Annotated in this window: 19 protein-coding genes and 1 pseudogene; 18 read left to right on the top strand and 2 right to left on the bottom strand. The window is 72.5% G+C overall.

Annotated elements, in window-relative coordinates; all coding sequences use genetic code 11:
* The 5 genes from upp (at window position 1) to ETD85_RS12125 (ending at window position 6,801) form a co-directional block, all read left to right on the top strand.
* Entirely contained in the window at window positions 1-663 is a 663-nt protein-coding gene (upp, locus tag ETD85_RS12145; RefSeq protein WP_138689768.1) for a uracil phosphoribosyltransferase, read from the top strand.
* A gap of 89 nt (window positions 664-752) precedes the next feature.
* A complete protein-coding gene (locus ETD85_RS12140) occupies window positions 753-4,490 on the top strand; it encodes a non-ribosomal peptide synthetase family protein (RefSeq protein WP_206058262.1) in 3,738 nt (1,245 codons plus the stop codon).
* The gene (locus ETD85_RS12135) at window positions 4,490-4,720 is read left to right on the top strand and encodes a tautomerase family protein (protein ID WP_138689766.1); all 231 of its coding nucleotides are present in this window, start codon (window positions 4,490-4,492) and stop codon (window positions 4,718-4,720) included. The genes ETD85_RS12140 and ETD85_RS12135 overlap by 1 nt, the downstream gene beginning before the upstream one ends.
* Window positions 4,717-5,646, top strand: coding sequence for a pseudouridine-5'-phosphate glycosidase (locus tag ETD85_RS12130; protein ID WP_138689765.1), 930 nt, complete (start codon window positions 4,717-4,719; stop codon window positions 5,644-5,646). The genes ETD85_RS12135 and ETD85_RS12130 overlap by 4 nt, the downstream gene beginning before the upstream one ends.
* Before the next feature lie 15 nt (window positions 5,647-5,661).
* The gene (locus ETD85_RS12125) at window positions 5,662-6,801 is read left to right on the top strand and encodes an LLM class flavin-dependent oxidoreductase (protein WP_138689764.1); all 1,140 of its coding nucleotides are present in this window, start codon (window positions 5,662-5,664) and stop codon (window positions 6,799-6,801) included.
* Between the two features lie 18 nt (window positions 6,802-6,819).
* Here ETD85_RS12125 and ETD85_RS12120 read toward each other — a convergent pair whose 3' ends face one another.
* Complete coding sequence (locus ETD85_RS12120) at window positions 6,820-7,647, bottom strand: nitroreductase family protein (RefSeq protein WP_138689763.1); 828 nt, start codon at window positions 7,645-7,647, stop codon at window positions 6,820-6,822.
* Window positions 7,648-7,727: 80 nt separating this feature from the next.
* Here ETD85_RS12120 and ETD85_RS12115 point away from each other — a divergent pair, with 80 nt between their 5' ends.
* Genes ETD85_RS12115 through ETD85_RS12090 form a run of 6 tightly spaced genes read left to right on the top strand, consistent with a single transcriptional unit; the run spans window position 7,728 to window position 14,678 of the window.
* On the top strand, window positions 7,728-8,930 hold the full coding sequence (locus tag ETD85_RS12115; RefSeq protein ID WP_138689762.1) for an acyl-CoA dehydrogenase family protein: 1,203 nt from the start codon (window positions 7,728-7,730) through the stop codon (window positions 8,928-8,930).
* Window positions 8,931-8,942: 12 nt separating this feature from the next.
* Entirely contained in the window at window positions 8,943-10,124 is a 1,182-nt protein-coding gene (locus ETD85_RS12110; RefSeq protein WP_138689761.1) for an acyl-CoA dehydrogenase family protein, read from the top strand.
* On the top strand, window positions 10,121-11,152 hold the full coding sequence (locus ETD85_RS12105; protein ID WP_138689760.1) for a BMP family ABC transporter substrate-binding protein: 1,032 nt from the start codon (window positions 10,121-10,123) through the stop codon (window positions 11,150-11,152). Before ETD85_RS12110 ends, ETD85_RS12105 begins: the two co-directional genes overlap by 4 nt.
* Window positions 11,153-11,158: 6 nt before the next feature.
* Window positions 11,159-12,682, top strand: a complete 1,524-nt coding sequence (locus tag ETD85_RS12100) for an ABC transporter ATP-binding protein (protein ID WP_138689759.1) — start codon at window positions 11,159-11,161, stop codon at window positions 12,680-12,682.
* On the top strand, window positions 12,679-13,767 hold the full coding sequence (locus tag ETD85_RS12095; RefSeq protein WP_138689758.1) for an ABC transporter permease: 1,089 nt from the start codon (window positions 12,679-12,681) through the stop codon (window positions 13,765-13,767). Before ETD85_RS12100 ends, ETD85_RS12095 begins: the two co-directional genes overlap by 4 nt.
* Entirely contained in the window at window positions 13,764-14,678 is a 915-nt protein-coding gene (locus ETD85_RS12090; protein WP_206058261.1) for an ABC transporter permease, read from the top strand. The genes ETD85_RS12095 and ETD85_RS12090 overlap by 4 nt, the downstream gene beginning before the upstream one ends.
* Here the strand turns inward: ETD85_RS12090 and ETD85_RS12085 are convergent.
* Entirely contained in the window at window positions 14,663-15,208 is a 546-nt protein-coding gene (locus ETD85_RS12085) for an OsmC family protein (RefSeq protein ID WP_138689757.1), read from the bottom strand. The two genes, ETD85_RS12090 and ETD85_RS12085, sit on opposite strands and share 16 nt — an antisense overlap.
* Window positions 15,209-15,313: 105 nt before the next feature.
* On the opposite strand from ETD85_RS12085, the gene ETD85_RS12080 reads away from it, so the two are divergent.
* The 7 genes and pseudogenes from ETD85_RS12080 to ETD85_RS12060 all read left to right on the top strand — a co-directional run bounded on the left by ETD85_RS12080 (window position 15,314) and on the right by ETD85_RS12060 (window position 20,098).
* Entirely contained in the window at window positions 15,314-16,324 is a 1,011-nt protein-coding gene (locus tag ETD85_RS12080; protein WP_138689756.1) for a helix-turn-helix domain-containing protein, read from the top strand.
* A gap of 84 nt (window positions 16,325-16,408) precedes the next feature.
* Window positions 16,409-16,885 carry a MarR family winged helix-turn-helix transcriptional regulator gene (locus tag ETD85_RS12075; protein ID WP_206058260.1) on the top strand — a complete coding sequence of 159 codons (477 nt, stop codon included), beginning with the start codon at window positions 16,409-16,411 and terminating at the stop codon, window positions 16,883-16,885.
* A gap of 85 nt (window positions 16,886-16,970) precedes the next feature.
* Window positions 16,971-17,783 (top strand): SDR family NAD(P)-dependent oxidoreductase, encoded by an 813-nt coding sequence (locus ETD85_RS12070; protein WP_138689754.1) that lies wholly within the window; start codon window positions 16,971-16,973, stop codon window positions 17,781-17,783.
* A gap of 116 nt (window positions 17,784-17,899) precedes the next feature.
* Window positions 17,900-18,025: a hypothetical protein gene (locus ETD85_RS66780; RefSeq protein ID WP_276617216.1), complete on the top strand. Its 126-nt coding sequence runs from the start codon at window positions 17,900-17,902 to the stop codon at window positions 18,023-18,025.
* Window positions 18,025-18,837, top strand: a pseudogene (locus ETD85_RS12065) (YeiH family protein); the annotation flags it as partial. The gene ETD85_RS66780 and the pseudogene ETD85_RS12065, both read left to right, overlap by 1 nt.
* Before the next feature lie 158 nt (window positions 18,838-18,995).
* On the top strand, window positions 18,996-19,118 hold the full coding sequence (locus ETD85_RS66775) for a hypothetical protein (protein ID WP_276617217.1): 123 nt from the start codon (window positions 18,996-18,998) through the stop codon (window positions 19,116-19,118).
* A 98-nt stretch (window positions 19,119-19,216) separates the two neighbouring features.
* Window positions 19,217-20,098, top strand: a complete 882-nt coding sequence (locus ETD85_RS12060) for an ABC transporter permease (RefSeq protein WP_138689753.1) — start codon at window positions 19,217-19,219, stop codon at window positions 20,096-20,098.
* Window positions 20,099-20,133 lie beyond the last annotated feature (35 nt).

Genomic DNA, 20,133 nt, shown 5'->3' with positions numbered 1-20,133 from the left:
ATGTCTTCTCAGCCGAACGTCCATCTCCTTCCTCAGACCCGCCAGCTCCGCGCGCTGCACACGGTCGTACGGGACCGGCACGCCGGCATCGACGCCTTCGTCCACCACTCCCGCCGCATCATCCGCCTCCTGCTGGAGGCCGGCCTCGACCAGCTCCCGTTCACGGAGTCCGACGTGACCACGCCGGTGGGCGCCACCTACCGGGGCCTGCGGCACGCCGTGGACGTCTGCGCGGTCGCCGTGGTCAGAGCGGGGGAGAGCATGGAGGCCGAGTTACGCGACATCCATCCCGGCATCCGGATCGGCAAGATCCTCATCCAGCGGGACAAGCAGACCAAGCTCCCGCATCTGTACTACTCGCACCTTCCCCACGACATCGCCGGCGGCCACGTGCTGCTCCTGGAGCCCATGCTGGCCACCGGCGGCTCCGCGAACGCCGCCATCGACGTGCTGCTCAAGGCCGGTGTCCGCGAGGAGCACATCGTCCTGATCGACTTCATCGCCGCGCCGGAGGGCATCCGGGCCGTCAGCGACGCGCACCCGCACGTCAAGATCGTCGTCTCCTCGATCGAGGAACGGCTGAACGACGACGCCTTCATGGTCCCCGGCATCGGCGACTTCGGCGACCGCTATTTCGGCACCACCGACTCGGGGGCACGATGATCACCATTCCTTCAGCCAGACCCGCGAGATCCGCCAGACCCGGCGGGCCCGCCAGACCCGCCAGGCCCGCCCGGCCCGACGGGCTCCGCGTGCCCGTCGGCGTGGGGGCCAGCCTGCCCGACCTCCTGCTCCAGCAGGCGGAGAGCAGGCCCGACGCGGTCGCCGTCACGGGCGCGGGAGGCACCCTCACCTACCGCGAGCTGGTGGCGGCCGCCGGCCGGCTGGCGGCCCGCCTCCAGGACCTGTCCGTAGGCGCCGACGACTGCGTCGGCCTGTACGCGGAGTCCTCGGCCGACCTGGTGACCGGCGTCTGGGGAATCCTCATGGCGGGGGCCGCGTACCTGCCGCTGTCACCGGAGTACCCCGAGGACCGGGTGCGTTTCATGATCGAGGACAGCCGCGCCACCGTCGTGGTGACACAGGGCCACCTCGCCGGGGATCTGGCCCTGCTCGCCCCGCCGGAGACGCGGATCGTCGAGGTCGCCGCCGCCGGGTCCGACCGGCGACCCGACCGGCCCGCCTGGAGGCCCGGCTCGCTGGCCTACGTCATCTACACCTCCGGCAGCACGGGCCGGCCCAAGGGCGTGCTGATCGAACATCACAGCATCGCGTCCCAGATGCGCTGGATGCACACGTGCGGCCACGTCGGCCCGCACACCACCGTGCTCCAGAAGACGCCCGCGAGCTTCGACGCCGCCCAGTGGGAGATCCTGGCCCCCGCGTTCGGCGGCCGGATCGTGACGGCCCCGCCGGGCGCGCACCGCGACCCGCAGGCGCTCATCGACACCATGACGGCGCACGAGGTCACCACGCTGCAGTGCGTACCGACGCTGCTGGAGGCGCTGGTCGAGACCGGCGGCCTGGCCCGATGCACCGCGCTGACCCGGGTCTTCTCCGGCGGCGAGGCGCTCAGCCGGCGGCTGGCACGGGCCTTCTTCGCCGCGCTGCCCGGCGCGTCGCTGATCAACCTGTACGGCCCCACCGAGTGCACCATCAACGCGACCGCCCACGTGGTCGAGCCCTGGAGCGTCGGCGACGGCGGTGGAACGCTCCCGATCGGCGTGCCGGTGGACAACACCCACTGCTTCGTCCTCGACGAGAGCCTGGCCCCGGTGGACATCGGGGAGACCGGCGAGCTGTACATCGGAGGCGTGCAGCTCGCCCGCGGCTACCTGAACCGGCCGGAGCAGTCGCGCGAGCGGTTCGTCCCCTCGCCGTTCGTCCCGACCCAGCGGCTCTACCGCACCGGCGACCTGGCGTACTGGAACCCGGACGGCACCCTCCAGTTCGCCGGCCGCGCGGACGACCAGATCAAATTACGCGGCCACCGGATCGAGCTGAACGAGGTGGCGCTGGCCGTCGAGCGGCACGCCTGGGTACGGCGGGCGGCGGCCGTCGTCGTCCCCGACGACCGGACGCGATCCCCGCACCTGGTGGTGTGCGCCGAGCTGGACCCCAGGGAAGCGGCGCTGATGGACCAGGGCCGCCGCTCGGCCCACCACCGCTCCAAGGCCGACCGGCTCCAGGTGCGGGCGCAGCTCGCCGACGCCGGGCTGCGCCCGGCGGAGGACCTGGCCGGGCGGCGGGTGGTGCCCCTGCGAGGACGGCACGAGTCCGCGGCGCAGCGGCGGGCGGCCTTCGCCCGCAAGACCTACCGGTTCTACGAGGGCGGGCCGGTCACTCGCGCGGACCTGCTGGAGCTGCTCGCCCCCAGGCCCGTCACCGCGCTCAGCCGGCATCTCGACGACCTCGGCCCCGCCCGGCTCGGGGAGATCCTGCGCTGGTTCGGCCAGTTCCGCAGCGACGAACGGCTGCTGCCCAAGTACGCCTACGCCTCCCCCGGCGCGCTCTACGCCACCCAGCTCTACCTGGAGACCAGCGGCGTGGCCGGCCTCTCCCCCGGCGTGTACTACTACCATCCGGCCGACCACGCCCTGATCCACCTCGGCCCGGCCGGCCTGCCCAAAGGACCGCGCCTGCTGGTGCACCTGGCCGGCCGGCGGGAGGCGATCCAGCCGGTGTACCAGGAGAACGTCCACGAGGTGCTCGAGTTCGAGGCCGGCCACATGGTCGGCGTCTTCGAGGACGTGCTCCCCGGGCACGGCCTCGGCATCCGCCCGGTGGACCGGATCTCCTCCGTGCGCGAGCGGCTCGGCCTCGCCCCGGACGACCACTATGTGGGCACCTTCGAGATCCGCCCGCACGACGCCGCGCCGTCCCCGGACCCCGTCGAGCTGTACGTGCAGGCGCATCCCGGCCGCGTGACGGACCTGCGGGCGGGCCAGTACCGCTACCGCGACGGCGGCCTGGAGCGGATCTCGCACGACCTCGTCCAGCGCCGGCACGTCGTCGCCATCAACCAGCAGGTCTACGACCGGGCGGCCTTCGGCCTCACCATGGTAAGCCGGGAGGTCCGGCCCTGGCTGGCGTACGTGGTGCTCGGCGCCAGGCTGCACCACCTGCAGCGCAACGGTCTGGGCATCGGTCTCATGTCGTCGGGCTACAGCTCGAAGAGCGGCCATCCGACGCCCGCCGCGCGCCGGGTGGAGGCCATCCTGTCCGGCGCCGGGCAGCCCGCGCCCGAGGCGATGTACTTCGCCCTCGGCGGCGGCGTCAGCGCCGAGCAGATCCGGGGCGAGGACATGCGGGAGGACGCCGTCCACATGAAGGGGCCGGCGGAGCTGATCAAGGACGAGCTCGCCCGGCTGCTGCCCGCCTACATGCTGCCCAACCGGGTCCTGGTCGTGGACGCCCTGCCGCTCACGGCCAACGGCAAGGTGGACGCCGCCGCCCTGAGATCGCTGGCCGGGGTGCGGCCGGTGATCCCGTACGCGCCGCCCGCGACCCGTACCGAGCGGTGGCTCGCCGAGGTGTGGGGCGCGACCCTGAAGTACGAGAACGTGTCGGCGACGGACGAGTTCTTCGCCTGCGGGGGCGACTCGCTGAGCGCGGTGGCACTGGTCAACCGGATCAACCGGGAGTTCGGCACCCGGCTGCCGTTCCAGGCGCTGTTCGACTCGCCGCGGCTGACGGACCTGGCGGCGCTCATCGACGGCGGGCGGGCCGAGCCGGCCACGCGGCTGGTGTCCCTGGGGCGCGGCACGCGGGGCCGGCCGGTGTTCTGCTGGCCGGGGCTGGGCGGCTATCCGATGAACCTGCGCCGGCTCGCCCGCCAGGCCGGTCACGACCGGCCGTTCTACGGTGTCCAGGCGTACGGGCTCAACCCCGGCGAGGTGCCCTACCCGAGCATCCAGGAGATGGCCGCCGCGGACCTGGCCGAGATCCGGCGCGTCCAGCCGGCCGGGCCGTACACCTTGTGGGGCTACTCCTTCGGCGCCCGGGTCGCCTTCGAGGCGGCCAGGCAGCTCGAGGAGGCCGGGGAGCGGGTGGACCGGCTCATCCTGATCTGCCCCGGCAACCCGGAGGTCCACGTCGCCCGCCACGCCCGCGAGGCGTCGTACGCGAACCCGGAGTTCCTGACGATCCTGCTGTCCGTCTTCACCGGGACGGCCGCGGGACCGGAGCCGGAGCGGGTGCGGGACGAGGACTCGTTCGTGGCTCACGTGCGCGGCCTGCTGCCCGAGCTGGACGAGCCGCTGGTGCGCCGGATCGCCCGCCTCGTGGGGGTGACCTACGGGTTCGCCTACCGGGCCGGGGAGCTGAGCGCGCCCGTGACCGTCATCAAGGCCGCCGGCGACGACGACTCGTTCGCCGAGACCGTCCCCGCCACCGTGACCCATCTCGAAGCGGACCACTACGGCGCGCTCAAGGAGCAGGGCGTCGCCGAGCTGGCCCGCGCCATCCACACGGCCATGAAGGAGTCCTGATGCCGCACGTCACCATCCAGCATTTCCCCCTCGACCTCACGCCCGGGCAGAAGCAGCGGCTGGCCGACTCGCTCACCGCCATCGTCGTGGAGCAGTTCGGCACCTACGCGGGCGCCGTGTCGATCGCGCTCGAACCGGTGGAGCCGGTCGACTGGGCCGAGTCGGTGTACGGGCCGCACATCGCCGGCCGCTCCGACCGGCTCATCAAGGCTCCGGAGTACGAGAGTTGAGCGGCGTTCCCCTGGTCGTCGCCGAGGAGGTCGCCGAGGCGCTGGCCGATGGGCGGGCGGTGGTGGCCCTGGAGTCGAACGTCATCACCCACGGCCTGCCGTACCCGGACAACGCCGCCACCGCGTACAAGGTGGAGTCGGCGGTCCGGGCCGGCGGGGCGGTGCCCGCGACGATCGGGGTGGACGGCGGCCGGCTGCTCATCGGCATGGGCGAGACCGACATCGAGCGCTTCGCCTCGGCTCCCGGAATCCCCAAGGTCGGCAACAGGGACCTGCCCGTGGCGCTGGCGCGGGGCGGGCCGGGCGCCACCACCGTCGCCTCCTCCCTCGTCGCCGCCGGGCTGGCGGGCATCCCGTTCTTCGCCTCCGCGGGCATCGGCGGCGTGCACCGGGGCGCGGCGACGACGATGGACGTCTCCGCCGACCTCATCCAGTTCACCCGCTCCAGGGTGGCGGTCGTCTGCGCGGGCGCGAAGAACATCCTCGACCTGGGCCTGACCCTGGAGTATCTGGAGACCCAAGGCGTGCCGCTGGTGGCGTACCGGTCGGACGACTTCCCGGCCTTCTACTGCGCGTCGAGCGGGCTGCGCAGCCCGCACCGGATCGACGATCCCGAGGTCGTCGCCCGCGTCGTCGAGAACCACTGGGGGCTGGGGAACGACAGCGCCGTCGTCATCACCACCCCGCCCCGCCCGGAGGACGCCGTGGACTCCGGGCTCGCCGAGTCCGCCGTACGGCAGGCCATGGCCGCCGCCGAGCGGGACGGCGTCACGGGCAACGCGATCACCAAATATCTCATGCGGGCCGTGGACGAGGTCACCGGCGGGCGGACCTCGCAGGCGAACATGGCCGTGCTCATCAGCACGGCCGAGGCCGGCGGAGTGCTCGCGGCCGCGCACGCCCGCCTTCTCCAGTCCCGTCGCTGAAAGGGAGCATCCGTCATGCCCGTGGAGTTTCTCGGCATCGCCTACACCAACAACGCCTCGGAGACCACCGCACGCTCCGGCCTGTCCTTCGACAAGGACTACACGCTCAAGCTCGCCCGAGCCCACGAGGACCACGGCTGGGACCGCGTCCTGTTCGCCTACGGCTCCGACACTCCCGTACCGGACCCGGCCGCAGGCTGGCTGGCCGCCAAGGTCGACCGGCTGCACATCCTGCTCGCCCACCGCCCCAATGTCTCCTACCCCACCTACGCCGCACGATCCTTCGCCACCCTCGACCACATCAGCGACGGCAGGCTCACCATCCACTTCATCACCGGCGGCAACGACCACGAGCAACGCCGCGAAGGCGACACCCTCACCAAGGACCAGCGCTACGCCCGCACCCGCGAGTACATCCAGATCGTGAAGAAGGTCTGGACCCGCACCGAGCCCTTCGACCACGAAGGCGAGCACTACCAGTTCCACGACTACATCAGCGACGTCTTCCCCGTGCAGAAGCCGCACCCCGGCATCTCCTTCGGCGGCTCCTCCCCGGCCGCCTACGGCGCCGGAGGCGCCGAAGCCGACGTCTACTGCCTGTGGGGCGAACCCCTGACCGACACCGCCCAGCAGATCGAATCCGTCTGGGCAGCCGCCCGCGCGGCCGGACGCACCGACCGGCCCCGCATCCAGGCGGCCTTCCGCCCCATCATCGCCCCCACCGAGACCCTCGCCTGGGAGAAGGCCCACCGTACGGTCGAAGCCATCCGCCGGCGCCGCGCCCAGGGCCGGCAGGCGCCACGCGGCCACCACCCCGACGGCCCGGAGAACACCGGCGCCCAGCGCCTCATCAGCATCGCCGCCAAAGGCGAACGCTACGACCGGGCACTGTGGACCCCCACCTCCGCGGCCACCGGCGGCGAGGGCAACTCCAACGCCCTCGTCGGCACCCCGGAAACCGTCGCCCAAGCCCTCCTCGACTACTACGACCTGGGCGTGGACATCCTCTCCGCCCGCGGCTACGACCTGACCGGCGACGCCATCGACTTCGGCCGCCACGTCATCCCCATCGTCAGGGAGGAGGTCGCCAAACGCGACCGCGAAGGCGCCGAACGCGGCCCCCACCTGCTGGAGAAGATCCTCGCCACCCACTGACCTGGCCGGGGCGCCGGATCACTTGAGAGGGAAGCCCTGCCGATGGAACGAGTCGCGGATGGTGTGCCGCCCGTCCAGCCCGCCCTTGTCGGCGATCCGCCAGGCGAGGCGGTCCTGTACCCAGTCGGCGGGCTTCTCCTGCTCGGTGTAGTAGCGCCCGATCCGCCGGCGGTAGTCGGCGATCGCGCCGGGGTCCGGCGGCGTGTAGGTCTCCTGGTGCAGGACGACGTCCTGGCCGAGGCGCGGCTTGACGTCGGCCGGGTCGTCCGGCGCGGGCACGCCGATGGCCAGGCCGAAGAGCGGGAACGTCCATTCGGGCAGTTCGAGCTCGGCGCACACCTCGTCCACGCGGTTGCGCAGCGCCCCGACGAAGGTGATCCCGTAGCCGAGGGACTCCGCGGCGACGGCGGCGTTCTGCGCCGCGAGGGCCACGTCCACGATGCTCGAGACCGTGCTGTCCAGGTAGTCGGCGCCCCCGGTCGGGAGGCCGTGCGCCCGCGCGATCGACACCGACCGCGACCAGTCGGCGACCCACACCAGGAACGCGCCCGCGTCGCGGACGAGCTGCTGGTCCCCCGCGTAGACGGCCAGCCGGTCCCGCCTGGCCGGGTCCCTGACGCTGACGACGCTGGTGAACTGGAAGTTCGCGGAGGTGGACGCCGACTGCGCGGCGGCCACGATGAGCCGCAGGACCTCCTCCTCGACGGGCTGCGGCAGGAAGGTCCTGACGGTGCGGTGGCGCAGCAGCAGCTCCACCACTTCGGTGCCGGGAGTGCCGCCGTCGTGTCCCGCCACGCCGAAGCGTCGCTCGAGCAGGTCGCGCACCGTTCTGCGCTCTTCTCTCATCCGTTCTCCAAAAGTATAGCTTGCAAATCAATCCTTATAACCGGATTCTCTAAAGCTGTACTTTAGATCAGGAGGACGGCGTGGGGAATCCGAACACACATCCGACACCGGTGATCACCACGGCGGAGGAGGCCCTGGAGGCCGCCCGCCGGATCGCCCCCGAGCTGGCGGCCGGCGCCGCCGACCGGGACACGGCGGCCGAGCCGCCGGCCGAGGCGCTGGCCCTCGTCGCCGGAGCCGGCCTGCTGGGCGTCTCGATCCCGCGCGACCTCGGAGGGGCCGGGCTGCCGGCCGCCGACCTCATCGAGATCGTCAGGATCCTCGCGGTCGCGGACTCCTCCGTGGCGCAGACCCTGCTCCCCCACTTCGTCCTGCTCGGCGCGGTCACCGGGCTGGCCACCCCCGGGCTGCGTGAGCGCGTGCTGCCCGACGTCCTGGCCGGCGGCCTGGTCGGGAACGCCACCTCCGAGCGGGGCACCAAGCATGCCTGGGATCCGCAGACGACCGTGGTCGCCGACGGCGACGAGGTCGTGGTGAACGGGCGCAAGTACTACGCGACCGGAGCGCTCAGCGCCGCGTGGGTGTCCGTGCTGGCCAAGGACGAGCAGGGCCGTCTCGTCACGGTCTTCGTCCCCCGCGACGCCAAGGGCCTGGAGCTCTCCGCCGACTGGACGTCCTTCGGCCAGCGCGCCACGGTCAGCGGCGGCGCCGTGCTCAATGACGTGCGCGTGGGCGCCGACCACGTGGTGCCGCTCTACCTGGCCTTCACGGGCCCGACCGTCGGGGGCGCCTTCGACCAGCTCATCCACATCGCGATCGACGTCGGCATCGCCCGCGCGGCGCTGGAGGCCGGGGCCGGCTTCGTCCGTACGCACAGCCGCCCGTGGTTCGAATCCGACGTCGAACGCGTCACCGACGAGCAGAGCGTGCTCGTCAGGTTCGGCCAGATCGCCGGCCGCGTGATCGTCGCCGAACTCGCGCTCGGCCGGGCGGCCCAGCTCCTCGACGAGGTGGTCGCCGTCGGTCCGGACGACGACAACACGGCGCTGCTGTCCGCGCACGTGGCGGCCGTGAAGTCGCAGGCCGCCCAGGTGGCCGTGCAGACCGCCAGCGACGTCTTCGAGCTCGCCGGCACCCGTGCCACCGACGCGGCGTTCGGGCTCGACCGGCACTGGCGCAACGCCAGGACGCACACGCTGCACGACCCGGTCCGCTGGAAGGAGTACCACCTTGGGAACTTCCTGCTCAACGATGTCCGCCCGCCGCGCAACCCGCTCAACTGAGGGATCGCCGCCGTGGCTGTGACCTCGAACCTCGACCCGATCAGAGCGGTGATCCGCGGCGTCTACGACGGCGCGGCGCGGCGGGACCATGAGCGCGAGCTGCCCGAGCAGGAGCTGCGGCAGCTGATCTCGGCGGGCGCCGGCGCGGTGCGCGTGCCGGTGGAACACGGCGGGCGCGGGCTTTCCGTCGGCGCGCTGGCCGGGCTCCTCATCGACCTCGCCGCGGCCGACTCCAACCTGAGCCAGATCCTGCGCGGCCACCTCGGGCTGGTCGAGCAGCTCCGGCAGCGGCCCGCCGGCGCGGGGCGGGACCGGCTGCTGCGGGCGGCCGCGGCGGGTGAGTTCTTCGGGCCGGCGGGGACCGAGCGGTCCGGCTCGGACCTGCGGGCGATGTCCACCTACCTGGAGGAGGAGGGGGACTCCCTCCTCCTGCACGGCGAGAAGTACTACACCACCGGCAGCCTGTTCGCCGACCGGCTCAGCGTGCTCGTCCCCTACCGGGGCGGCTTCGCCTCGGCGGTCGTCGCCAGGAGCGCGCCGGGCGTCGAGATCGCCGACGACTGGGACGGCTTCGGGCAGCGGCTGACCGCCAGCGGGACGGCGCGGTTCAAGGGGGTGCCCGTGGAGCGGGACCTGCTGTTCCCGCACGAGAACGCCGGGCTGAACGACTACATGGACGCCTTCTACCAGTTCGTGCACTCGGCCACCCAGGCGGGCATCATCCGGCGGCTGGCCGACGACCTGTCCGCGCTGGTGCGGGGGCGTACGCGCAGCTATCCCCTGGCCTCGGTCCCGTCACCGCGGACGGACCCGCAGGTGCTCGAAGTGGTCGGGCAGGTGCACAGTCACGCGTTCGCCGCCCGGGCCGCCGTGCTGTCGGTGGCCGAGAGCCTCGGCGGCTGGGCGGACGCCGACGGGCGCGACCCCGCCGCGCTGGAGGAGGCCGTCGTCCGCTCCGCCTCGGCGCAGGTGCTCAACACGAGGCTCGCGGGCGAGGCCTCCTGGATCTTCTTCGACGCCGCCAGCGCCTCGGCCGTCAAGAGCTCGCTCAACCTGGACCGGCACTGGCGCAACGCCCGCACGGTCTCCTCGCACAATCCGGCGATCTACAAGGCCACCCTGATCGGCGAGTACGCCGTCAACGGAACCCTCCCCGGTGGCTTCCTGAACTCACGCGACAAGGGAACACCATGAAGAACGGCAGGTTCGGGGCAGCCGTCGTCCTGGCGCTGGCGCTCAGCGGCTGCGGCGGGGCCTCCACGCCGGCGAAGGGCGCGGGCGGCCCGGAGTTCGTCTACATCACCGACGCGCCCATCGGCGTGAACCAGTTCCTGGAGCTGGGCAGGACCGGCACCCGGGACGCGGCCGCGGCCCTCGGCGGCACCTCCAGGACGTTCGAGAGCAACGACACCGACCAGTCCCGCCGCTCCAACATCGAGGCCGCCGTCGCGGCCCGGCCCAAGGCGATCGTGCTGATCACGTTCGAGTTCGACGACCTGTCGGTCGAGTACGCCGAGGCGCATCCGGACCAGCAGTTCGTGCTGATCGACTCCTGCCCCGACGGGACGGTCCCGGCGAACCTGCGCTGCGGGGTCTTCAAGGAGTACGAGGCCTCCTACCTGCTCGGCGTGGAGGCCGGGCTGCTCACCAGGAGCGACCGTGTCGGGACGGTGGCGGCGATCGACATCCCGTTCTTCCACCGCTGGTCGAACTCGTTCGCGCTCGGCGCCAGGAGCGTCAACCCGAAGGTCTCCGACCGGCAGCTCTTCGTCGGCGGCGACAACCCCGTCGGCGACCCGGCCCGCGCCAAGGAGCTTGCGCTCACCGTCGCCCAGGCGGGCGCCGACCAGGTCTTCGCCGTGACCGGCGGCGGCAACGGCGGGGTGTTCGAGGCGGCGAAGGAGACCGGCGCGCTCGCGTACGGAGTGGACGTCAACCAGTGCCCGCAGGCTCCCGGCAGCATCGTGGACAACGCGATCAAACGCATCGACGTCGTGGTCAAGGATCTGCTCACGAGCATCGTCCAGGGCCGGCCGGGCGGGACGAGCACCGCGTACGGGCTGGCCGAGCAGGGCTCAACCGTGACCAGCCTCACCGAGGACGCGGCCGGCAGCCAGTGCGCGATCATGAAGCACCCGGAGATCCTCGCGCGGGTCCGCGAGGCCCGCGACAAGATCGTCAGCGGTGAGATCGTGGTGCCCGACCCGGTGAAGGCCGGCTGAGCCGGGATGGTCCACCTCGAGCTGCGGGACATCACCAAGAGCTTCCCCGGCGTGCTCGCCAACGACGGGATCTCGCTGACCGTGCCGGCCGGGGAGGTGCACGCGCTCATCGGTGAGAACGGCGCGGGCAAGTCGACGCTGATGTCCATCCTGTACGGGCTCGTCCGGCCGGACTCCGGCCGCATCCTGCTCGACGGCCGGGAGCGGTCGTTCGCCTCGTCGCAGGACGCCATCCGCGCCGGCCTCGGCATGGTGTTCCAGTCGTTCAAGCTCTTCGGGGAGCACACCGTCGTCGAGAACGTGGTCTTCGGCGCCGAGCCCCGGCGCGGCTGGTTCCTCGACCGCGCGAGGGCCGCGCGGGAGGTCGGGGAGATCTCCCGGGCGTTCGGCTTCGATCTGCCGCTCCATACCCGCGTCGGCGAGCTGCCGGTCGGCGTGCTCCAGCGCGTCGAGATCGTCAAGGCCCTCTACCGGAAGGCCGAGGTGCTCATCCTGGACGAGCCCACCGCGGTGCTCACCCCGCAGGAGGCCGAGGCGCTGTTCGCGGTGCTGCGGTCGCTGGCCGCGGCCGGCAGGTCCGTCATCTTCATCTCGCACAAACTGGACGAGGTGCTGGCGGTCGCCGACCGGGTCACCGTGCTGCGGGACGGGCGCGTGGTCGCCACGCACGACGTCGGGCGGACCTCGCCCCGGGAGATCTCCGCGCAGATGACCGGGCGGGAGATCGAGCTCGGAGAGCGCCGCGCGGCCGGGGAGCGCGGCCCCGTCGTGCTGGACGTGGACCGCCTGCGGGTGGGGGCGCGCGACAGGACGCTGCTCGGCGGCGTCTCGCTCCAGGTCCACGCCGGGGAGATGGTGGGCGTCGCCGGCGTGGCGGGCAACGGGCAGGACGTGCTGGCCGGGGCGCTGGCCGGGCACATCCCCGTGGCGGGCGGCACGGTCACGCTCCTCGGGCACGACGTCACCCGGGCGGCCAACGCGCGGCGTCGCGCCGCCGGGCTCGCCCACATTCCCGAGGACCGCGACCGGTCGGGGACCGCCGCGCAGGGCGACGCGGTCGTCAACCTCGGCCTCGGCCACCACCGGGCGCCGCCGCTGCTGCGCTCGGGGATCCTGCGGCCCCGGGCGATGCGGGCGCACGCGGAGCGGCTGATCGCCCGGTTCGGCGTGAAGATCGCCGCACCCGGCACGCGGGTGGGCACGCTCTCCGGCGGGAACGCGCAGAAGCTCGTGGTGGCCCGCGAGCTGGGCCGCCACACCGCGTTCCTGCTGGCCGAGCAGCCGACCCGCGGCGTCGACATCGGCTCGATCGAGGCCATCCACGGCGAGCTCGACGCCTACCGGCGGCGCGGCGGGGCCATCCTGCTCGTCTCCAGCGAGCTGTCCGAGATCCGCAACCTGTGCGACCGGGTCATCGTCATGTTCGAGGGGCGCGTCATGGCCGACGTGGCGGCGGACACGGTCAGCGACGCCGACCTCGGCCTGCTCATGGCCGGGCGGGCCGCCGACCCCCAGGAGGCGCCGTCGTGACGCGCTGGGCGCGCGCCGTGCTGAGCGAGGGCACGGTCGTGGCGGTGACGCTGACCGTGGTGATCGTCGCCGTCCTGCTGCTGGCCACCGGATACGACCCCGTCAGCGTGTACGCCACCATGGCGGCCGGCTCCCTGACCGGGGCGGGTCTGGTGTCCACGCTGCAGCAGACGGTCCCCGTCGTCGGCTTGACCCTGGCGCTGTGCTTCTCCTTCCGCGCGGGCGTGTTCAACCTGGGCGGCGAGGGCCAGTTCGTGATCGGCGGCTGCGCCGGCGCGATCACGGCGCTCACCCTGCCGGGTCCGGGGCTCGTCGTCATCGCCGCCTCCCTGGCGGTGGCCGCCCTGGCCGCCGCGCTGTGGGCGGCCATCCCCCCGCTGCTCCAGGAGCACCTCGACGCGCCGATCTTCGTGACCAGCCTCCTGCTGAACTATCCCGCCATCGCCATGACCTCCTACGCGGTCAAGGCCTGGCTGAAGGACCCGGACAGCTCGCTGATGGCCACGCGGCGCATCGACGGCAGCCGCCGGATCGGGCCGCTCGCCGCCCCCGGCTCGGGGCCGGGGCGGGCGATCGCGGACCTCTTCGGCCCGGACAGCACCCTGACCCTCGTCACCTCCGGGCTGAGCTGGTCGCTGCCGGTGGTGGCGGCCATCCTGGCGTTCACCATCTTCGTCAACACCCGGCTGCCCATCGGCCTCGAGGCTCACGTGCTCGGGCTCAACCCCCGGCTCGCCCGGCACACCGGGGTGAACGTGGCCAGGGTCGTCCGCGTCCACATGCTCATCGGCGGCGCCATCGCCGGCGTCGTGGGGGCGCTCGTCGTCCTCAGCAGCCACTACCGCTTCATCGACGGCGGGCTCGACGGGACCGGGTACGCCGTCACGGCCCTGCTCGTCGTGCTGCTGGGCCGCAGCCGGCCGTGGGGCGCCGTGGTCGCGGGCTTCTTCTTCAGCGCGCTGATCGTGGGCGGTCAGGCGATGGAACGCGAGTACGGCCTGTCGTCCTACCTGTCGATCATCATTCAGGCCCTGGTGATCTTCCTGGTGACCCTGCGTCTCACCCGCGCCTGGAGGACCCGGTGAACGCCCTTGCCGCGCTGCTGTCCGAAGGCACCCTGGCGTCGCTGACCCGCGCGCTCACTCCCCTGCTCCTGCTGGGCCTGAGCGGCCTGCTGTGCCATCGGGTCGGCGTGTTCAACATCGCGCTCGAAGGCTTCATGCTGGCGGGCGCCTTCGCCGCCGTGGCCGGGAGCGCGCTCACCGGGCAGGCGTACCTGGGGGTGGTGGCGGCGGGGCTGAGCGGGGCCGTGATCGCCGCGGCGTTCGCGATCGGCGTGATCTGGCGGCGCGGTGACCCCATGGTGCTCGGCATCGCGGTCAACCTGCTGGTGTCGGGGCTGACCACGTACCTGCTGTGGGCCGTGTTCGAGGTGCGCGGGACCTTTCAGACACCGCAGATCAGGCCCCTGCCGCAGGTGGCCGCGGCCGCCTCGGAGCTGCCGGTCGTCGGGCCGGCGCTGGGGACGCTGAGCCTGCTCGGCGTGCTCGCGCTCGCGGGGCTGCCCGCCATGCGGGTCTTCCTCGACCGGACGGTGTGGGGGCTGCGGCTGCGCGGCGTGGGGCTCGACCCGGGCGCCGCCGAATCGCTGGGCGTCGATCCGCGGCGCTACCGGTTCGTGGTGATCACGTTCGCCGGCGTGCTGGGCGGATGGGCGGGGGCGCAGCTCTCGCTCGGCTCCGTGGCGCTGTTCACGGAGAACATGTCGGCCGGGCGCGGCTGGGTGGTCGTGCTCGCGCTGCTGCTCACCAACGGCAGGGTGGGGCCGCTCGTCGGCGTGCTGGCGGTGTTCGCGCTGGCCGACGCGGTCGGGATCCGGCTGCAGACGTACGGGTTCCCGGTGCAGCTGTCGGACGCGGCGCCGTACCTGGCGACGCTGGCCGTGATCGTCGTCGTGGGGATCAGGCGGCGCGGCCGGCGTCAGCTCGTCGAGTGACCTCGCGCCTCCTCGGGGCCGATGATGCGCAGGCTGGCGACCACCGGCGTCGGGCGGCGGATCGTGTTGGCCACCGGCGAGCCGCTGACGACGCGGTCCCACAGGTCGCGGACGGCCTCGTCGTCGGCCTCGGCGCTGACCCAGCCGACGACCTGCAGCGCCATGTAGCCGGCGGTGTCCGGCGCGGCCGGGTCGCCGGGCTGCAGCAGGTTGTCGAAGCCGCCCGTCACCTCGACGCTGAGGTGGCGCAGCGCGATGCCCCGCAGCGTCGCCTGCAGGACCATCCCCGCGGCGATGCAGGAGCCCAGGGCGGCCAGCACGTGCTCGTACGCGGTCGGCGCGGTGTCGCCCGCCCCGAACTCCGCGGTCTCGTCGGCGTCCATCCGGTGCGCCCTGGCGGTGGTGACGGTGTGGAAGCCGTTGTCCCACGTCGTGGTCGTCGTCCAGGGCCGGCTGACGGGCTGGACCCGCAACGCGTCGGCCAGCTTGGCGCCCAGCTCCAGGTGGAGCCGGGAGTCTATGCCGTTCACCGCCTGATCGTATCGCGCGAGATCGCGACGCCCCGGACTTGATAACCTGCAGCACGAGTCCGGGCGGCGCCGTCCGGGCGATCCACGACGGCGAAGGTTGGACAGGTGAGTTCAGCCCAGTTCGGCATCGGCCGCCTCGACGACCTGTTCCACGGGCTTCTCTGGGGCGAGAACATCGTGTGGGCGCTGGCCGACGGCCCCGACCCCGCCTTCGTCTCGGCGGTGATCGACGCCTCCCGCGCCGCGAACCCCGACGTACGGGTCTTCCGCGCCGGCGACGGCCGCCTCACCGCCGAAGACCGCGACCTCGGCCTCGACCCCGGCCGGCGGGCGGTCTACGTGATCGACCTCACCGGCGCGGGCGAGGACGACCTGGCGGCCCTCGTCAGAGACGTCGCCGGGCAGGTGTTCCGCGGTCAGGCCGTGGCCCACTGGCTGGCGCGCGGGCAGGAGGACCCCACCGACGGGCTCGCCCAGTGCGTCATCACCGTGGAGAAGGACCATCTGCGCATCGATCGCGCCGACGCCAGGCCCAGCACGATCCGGGGCGTGCTGCTGCCCTTCGAGATCGACGCCGGCGGGCGCCTGGAGGTGGGTCCCACGTCGGCCGCGGCCCTGCTCGGCCGCGGCATCCGGGCCCTGCGCAAGGACCGCCACTGGAGCCAGAGCCAGGTGGGCGCGCTCATCGGGGTGTCGGGCAGCGCGATCTCGCAGGCCGAGCGGGGTCAGCACGCGCTGTCGCTGGAGAGCGTGCTGGAGCTGTCGGAGAAGACCGGGATCCCGCTCGACCGGCTCCTGCGCGACACCCCGGCGAGCGAGGTGTTCGTCCACCGGCCGTGGCCGGCGGACTCGCCGGGCGTGCTGGTCGACGACCCGCGGCACGGCGTCAGGATGGCGAGCGTCACCGTCCCGCCGCGCGGGTCCGCGACCCCGCCGCAGGCCGGGCACGGGTCGTGCCTGCTGCTCGTGGCCGCCGGTTATGTCCGGGTGGTCCATTCCTCCTCCAGGTTCGTGCTGCGCCAGGGCGACGCGCTGCGCGTGACGGAGGGCAGCGTGCTCAGCATCAGGAACATCGGCGACACGGACGCGCTGGTCTTCTGCGTCTCCTACGGCTGACGCGGGGCGAGTGCGGCTCTCCGCCACCTTACCCATAAAACCTACTCGATGAATAGGTATTTGACGGAGCCCTACGATGGCGGGGTGAGTCATTCCGATCAAGCGGCACTGGCCCGGCTGGAGGTCGGAGTGTCCGCCGCCGTCCGGTGGAGCGAGAGCAGGCACGTCAAGGCCGAGGTCGCGCGCCGCTCGGGCTGCGATCTGCCCGGCAGCGAGCTGCGCCTGCTGGAGCACTTCGACGTCGCCGAGCCGATGCGCGTCTCCGACATCGCCGAGTGCCTGCACATCGACATGTCCACCGTTTCGCTGCAGTTGCGCCGGCTCCGCGCCGATCACCTCGTCGAGCGGATCCCGGACCCGGACGACCGCAGAGTCACCATGGTCGCCATCACCGACGCGGGCCGCGCCACCGTCGCCCGCGTGCGCTCCGCGCGGCGCGCCCTCCTCCAGGAGATCCTCTCCGGCGCCGGCCCGGCCGAGCTCGACCGGGCCGCCGACATCCTGCTGCGGGTGCAGGCCCACATGCTCGCCGGCATGCCGGCCCGGCCCGGCACCCCCTGACTCCGAGCACGGCCGGGCACCGGCTTGCGGCACCGCCGGCTAAGATGCTTTGATTTCTCAAAGTAAACACTTGGAGGCGGAACCCATGGCCACAGCAGTCATCACCGGCGGCACCGACGGCATCGGCCGGGCACTGGCCGACACCTATCTCGGCCGCGGGCACCAGGTCCTCGTCATCGGGCGCGACCGCGAGAAAGGGCAGGCGTTCGTGGACGCCGCCGGCGGCCGCGCCCGGTTCCTGCCCGCCGACCTCGCCCTCGTCGGCGAGAGCCGGCGCGCCCTCGCCTGGATCGCCGAGACCTACCCCCGCATCGACGTCCTCGTGCTCGGCGCGCGCTTTCACCGATCGACCCGCGCGGAGACGGCCGAAGGACTGGAGAGCAACTTCGCGCTCTACTACCTCAGCAGGTTCCTGTTCAGCCACGGCCTGGTCGGGCCGCTGAGCCGGGCGCCGCACCCGGTCGTACTCAACTTCGGCGGAGCCGGGCAGACCGGCCCGGTCCGCTGGGACGACCTGCAACTGCGGCGGAACTATCCGGGGACCGGCGCGCTGGGTCACGGCGCGAAGCTCTGCGACCTGCTCGGCGTGAGCTTCACCCGGATCCACCGCGACACCCCCATCCGGTACGTGCTCAACCACCCCGGCGTCGTCGCCACGAGCTTCGCCGGCGAATACGACCGCGTGGCGGCGGCGCAGGTCGAGCTGCTGAAGGCCACCGGCAAGACCGCCGAACAGGCCGTGGCGCAGATCCTGCCCTACCTCGACGATCCGCCCGCCCGGCTCACCGCGGTCCTGGAGGGAAGGCGCGTCCCCACCGACACCGGCTCCTTCGACCCCGCCGAGGCGGACCGCCTGCACCGCATCACCCAAGAGCTTCTCGCCGGACTCCCCCGATGACTCCCGGGACGGCGGCCGCGATCAGGCGACCGCGAATTCCATACTTTTCCTATTGATTTCAGGGGTATTTTTGCGGAAGATTCCCAACTGAGACCTACGTCACAGAGGGGCATCTCATGAGCGCGCAAGAACCCCCCGAGAGCCGCACCGCGTTCAACGAGGACTGGGCCGCCACCATCCTCGGCCTGGCCTTGCTCGTCCTGGTCCTCGTCGGCGTCATCCCGCCAGGGCTGGTGCCGTGATGGCCACCCCGGTCGCCGCCGGTCCCCGTACCTGGCAGTGGAGCGCACTGGGCGTCCTGACCGTACTCCTCCTGGGCGCCGCCACGAGATTCCTGGAAAAGGGGGTCCCCTCCTGGTTCGAGGGCTCGGCCCTGGCCAAGGCGATCGAATTCCCGGTCTACGCCATCGCCCTCGGCCTGCTCGGCAACGCCGTGCTCACCGCCTCCGGGTTACGGGAACGGCTGGCGGGCGGCTTCCGTACCGAGTTCTTCATCAAGACGGGGCTGGTCCTGCTGGGCGCGTCGATCAACCTCAAGCTGATCGTGACGGCCGCGGGGCCCGCCATCGTCCAGGGCATCGTGCTGATCAGCACGGTGTTCCTGTTCACCTGGTGGCTCGGCGGCAAGCTCGGGCTGGACGACAAGCTCCGCGCCCTGCTGTCGGCCGCCGTGTCGATCTGCGGGGTCAGCGCCGCCATCGCCGCGGCCGGAGCCGTGCAGGCCAAGCGCGAGCAACTCGCCTACAGCGCCAGCCTGGTCATCGCCTTCGCGCTGCCGTCCATCTTCGTCCTGCCCGCGCTCGCCTCCCTCCTCGGGCTGAGCCCCGCGGTGGCCGGCGCCTGGATCGGCGGCAACATCGACACGACCGCCGCGGTGACCGCCGCGGGCACCATCGTCGGCGAGGACGCCCTGGCCATCGCCACCATCGTCAAGGTCACCCAGAACGCGCTCATCGGCGTCGTGGTGCTGGCGCTGACCGCCTGGTTCGCCTTCCGGATCGAGCGGCGCCCCGACGCGCCCCGCCCCGGCCTGGCCGAGTTGTGGCGGCGCTTCCCGAAGTTCGTGCTCGGCTTCCTGGCCGCGTCGGTGATCGCGACCTGGTACCTGACCACGGTCACCGCGGGCGAGGCAAGGCGGTCATCGGCGTCGCGAACGACCTGCGCACCTGGTTCCTCATCCTGGCCTTCGTCAGCATCGGCCTGGAGTTCCGGGTGTCGGCGTTGCGCGAGGCCGGCTGGCGGCCGGTCGCCGTGTTCGCGGCCGCCACGGTGGTCAACGTGCTCGTCGCCCTCGCCCTGGCCGGCCTGCTGTTCTCGGGGTTCGCCACCGGCTGACGCCGTCCCTGATCGCTTCTGGAAGTTGGTAGGAGACATATGCGCACAAGCCCACGCGACGCACCCACCTCGGCCTGTCCCCTCCAGGAGCGACCGCGGTGACCTCGCCGTCCCCGGCGCCCACCGCCGCCGTCCCCGTTCAGGAGCACCTCGATCCCCGCGTCCCGCCCGGGGAGGGATCCGGGACGAGGCCGCGCCGGCGGGCGGCCCGGCGGCTGGGCGTGCGCGTGCTCGCCGTCGTGGCGCTGCTCGGCCTGTGGCAGCTGGCCGCCACCGCGGCGGGCAACCCGTCGTTCGTGCCCGCGCCCCGCGCCGTGTGGGACCAGCTCGTGCGGCTGTCCACGACACATGAGGGCATCCGCGGCTACAGCGGCAGCCTGCTCGTCGAGCACCTGGGGATGAGCCTGCGGCGCATCCTCATCGGGTCCGCGATCGGGGTGGCGGGCGGGCTGGTGCTGGGCGTCGTCCTCGGCACCGTGCCGTGGATCCGCGTCGTGGCCGAGCCGGTGGTCACGTTCGTACGGGCGCTACCGCCCCTGGCGTACTTCAGCCTGCTCATCATCTGGTTCGGGATCGATGAGACGCCCAAGCTGTGGCTGCTCGCCATCGCCGCGCTGCCGCCGGTCGCCGTGGCCACCGCGACCGCCGTGCACGGCGCGCCCGCCGACCTGGTGGAGGCGGCCAGAGCACTGGGCGCATCGCGGTGGGACGTCATCCGGGACGTGGTGCTGCCCAACGCGCTGCCGGAGATCTTCACCGGGGTACGCCTGGCCGTCGGCATCGCCTACTCCTCCGTGGTCGCCGCGGAGACCGTGAACGGCGTGCCGGGCATCGGCGGCATGGTCCGGGACGCCCAGCGTTACCTGCAGACCGACGTCGTGGTGCTGGGACTGTTCGCCATCGGCGTCTCCGGCCTGCTCATCGACGGCCTCCTGCGGGTCGCCGAACGACGGCTCATTCCCTGGAGGGGCCGTTCATGACCCTCCATCACCGCACGTCCCCGACAAGGAAGGCC

Source organism: Nonomuraea zeae (assembly GCF_005889725.1).
GTDB lineage: Bacteria > Actinomycetota > Actinomycetes > Streptosporangiales > Streptosporangiaceae > Nonomuraea > Nonomuraea zeae.
Note: the sequence above shows the minus strand (reverse complement) of the source record. Positions and strands in the feature narration are given on the sequence as shown.

Excerpts from the sequence above, each read along its gene's own strand:
- upp (WP_138689768.1), top strand. The coding sequence starts at position 1 with ATGTCTTCTCAGCCGAACGTCCATCTCCTTCCTCAGACCCGCCAGCTC.
- ETD85_RS12135 (WP_138689766.1), top strand. The coding sequence starts at position 4,490 with ATGCCGCACGTCACCATCCAGCATTTCCCCCTCGACCTCACGCCCGGG.
- ETD85_RS12125 (WP_138689764.1), top strand. The coding sequence starts at position 5,662 with ATGCCCGTGGAGTTTCTCGGCATCGCCTACACCAACAACGCCTCGGAG.
- ETD85_RS12120 (WP_138689763.1), bottom strand. The coding sequence starts at position 7,647 with ATGAGAGAAGAGCGCAGAACGGTGCGCGACCTGCTCGAGCGACGCTTC.
- ETD85_RS12105 (WP_138689760.1), top strand. The coding sequence starts at position 10,121 with ATGAAGAACGGCAGGTTCGGGGCAGCCGTCGTCCTGGCGCTGGCGCTC.
- ETD85_RS12100 (WP_138689759.1), top strand. The coding sequence starts at position 11,159 with ATGGTCCACCTCGAGCTGCGGGACATCACCAAGAGCTTCCCCGGCGTG.
- ETD85_RS12070 (WP_138689754.1), top strand. The coding sequence starts at position 16,971 with ATGGCCACAGCAGTCATCACCGGCGGCACCGACGGCATCGGCCGGGCA.
- ETD85_RS66780 (WP_276617216.1), top strand. The coding sequence starts at position 17,900 with ATGAGCGCGCAAGAACCCCCCGAGAGCCGCACCGCGTTCAACGAGGAC.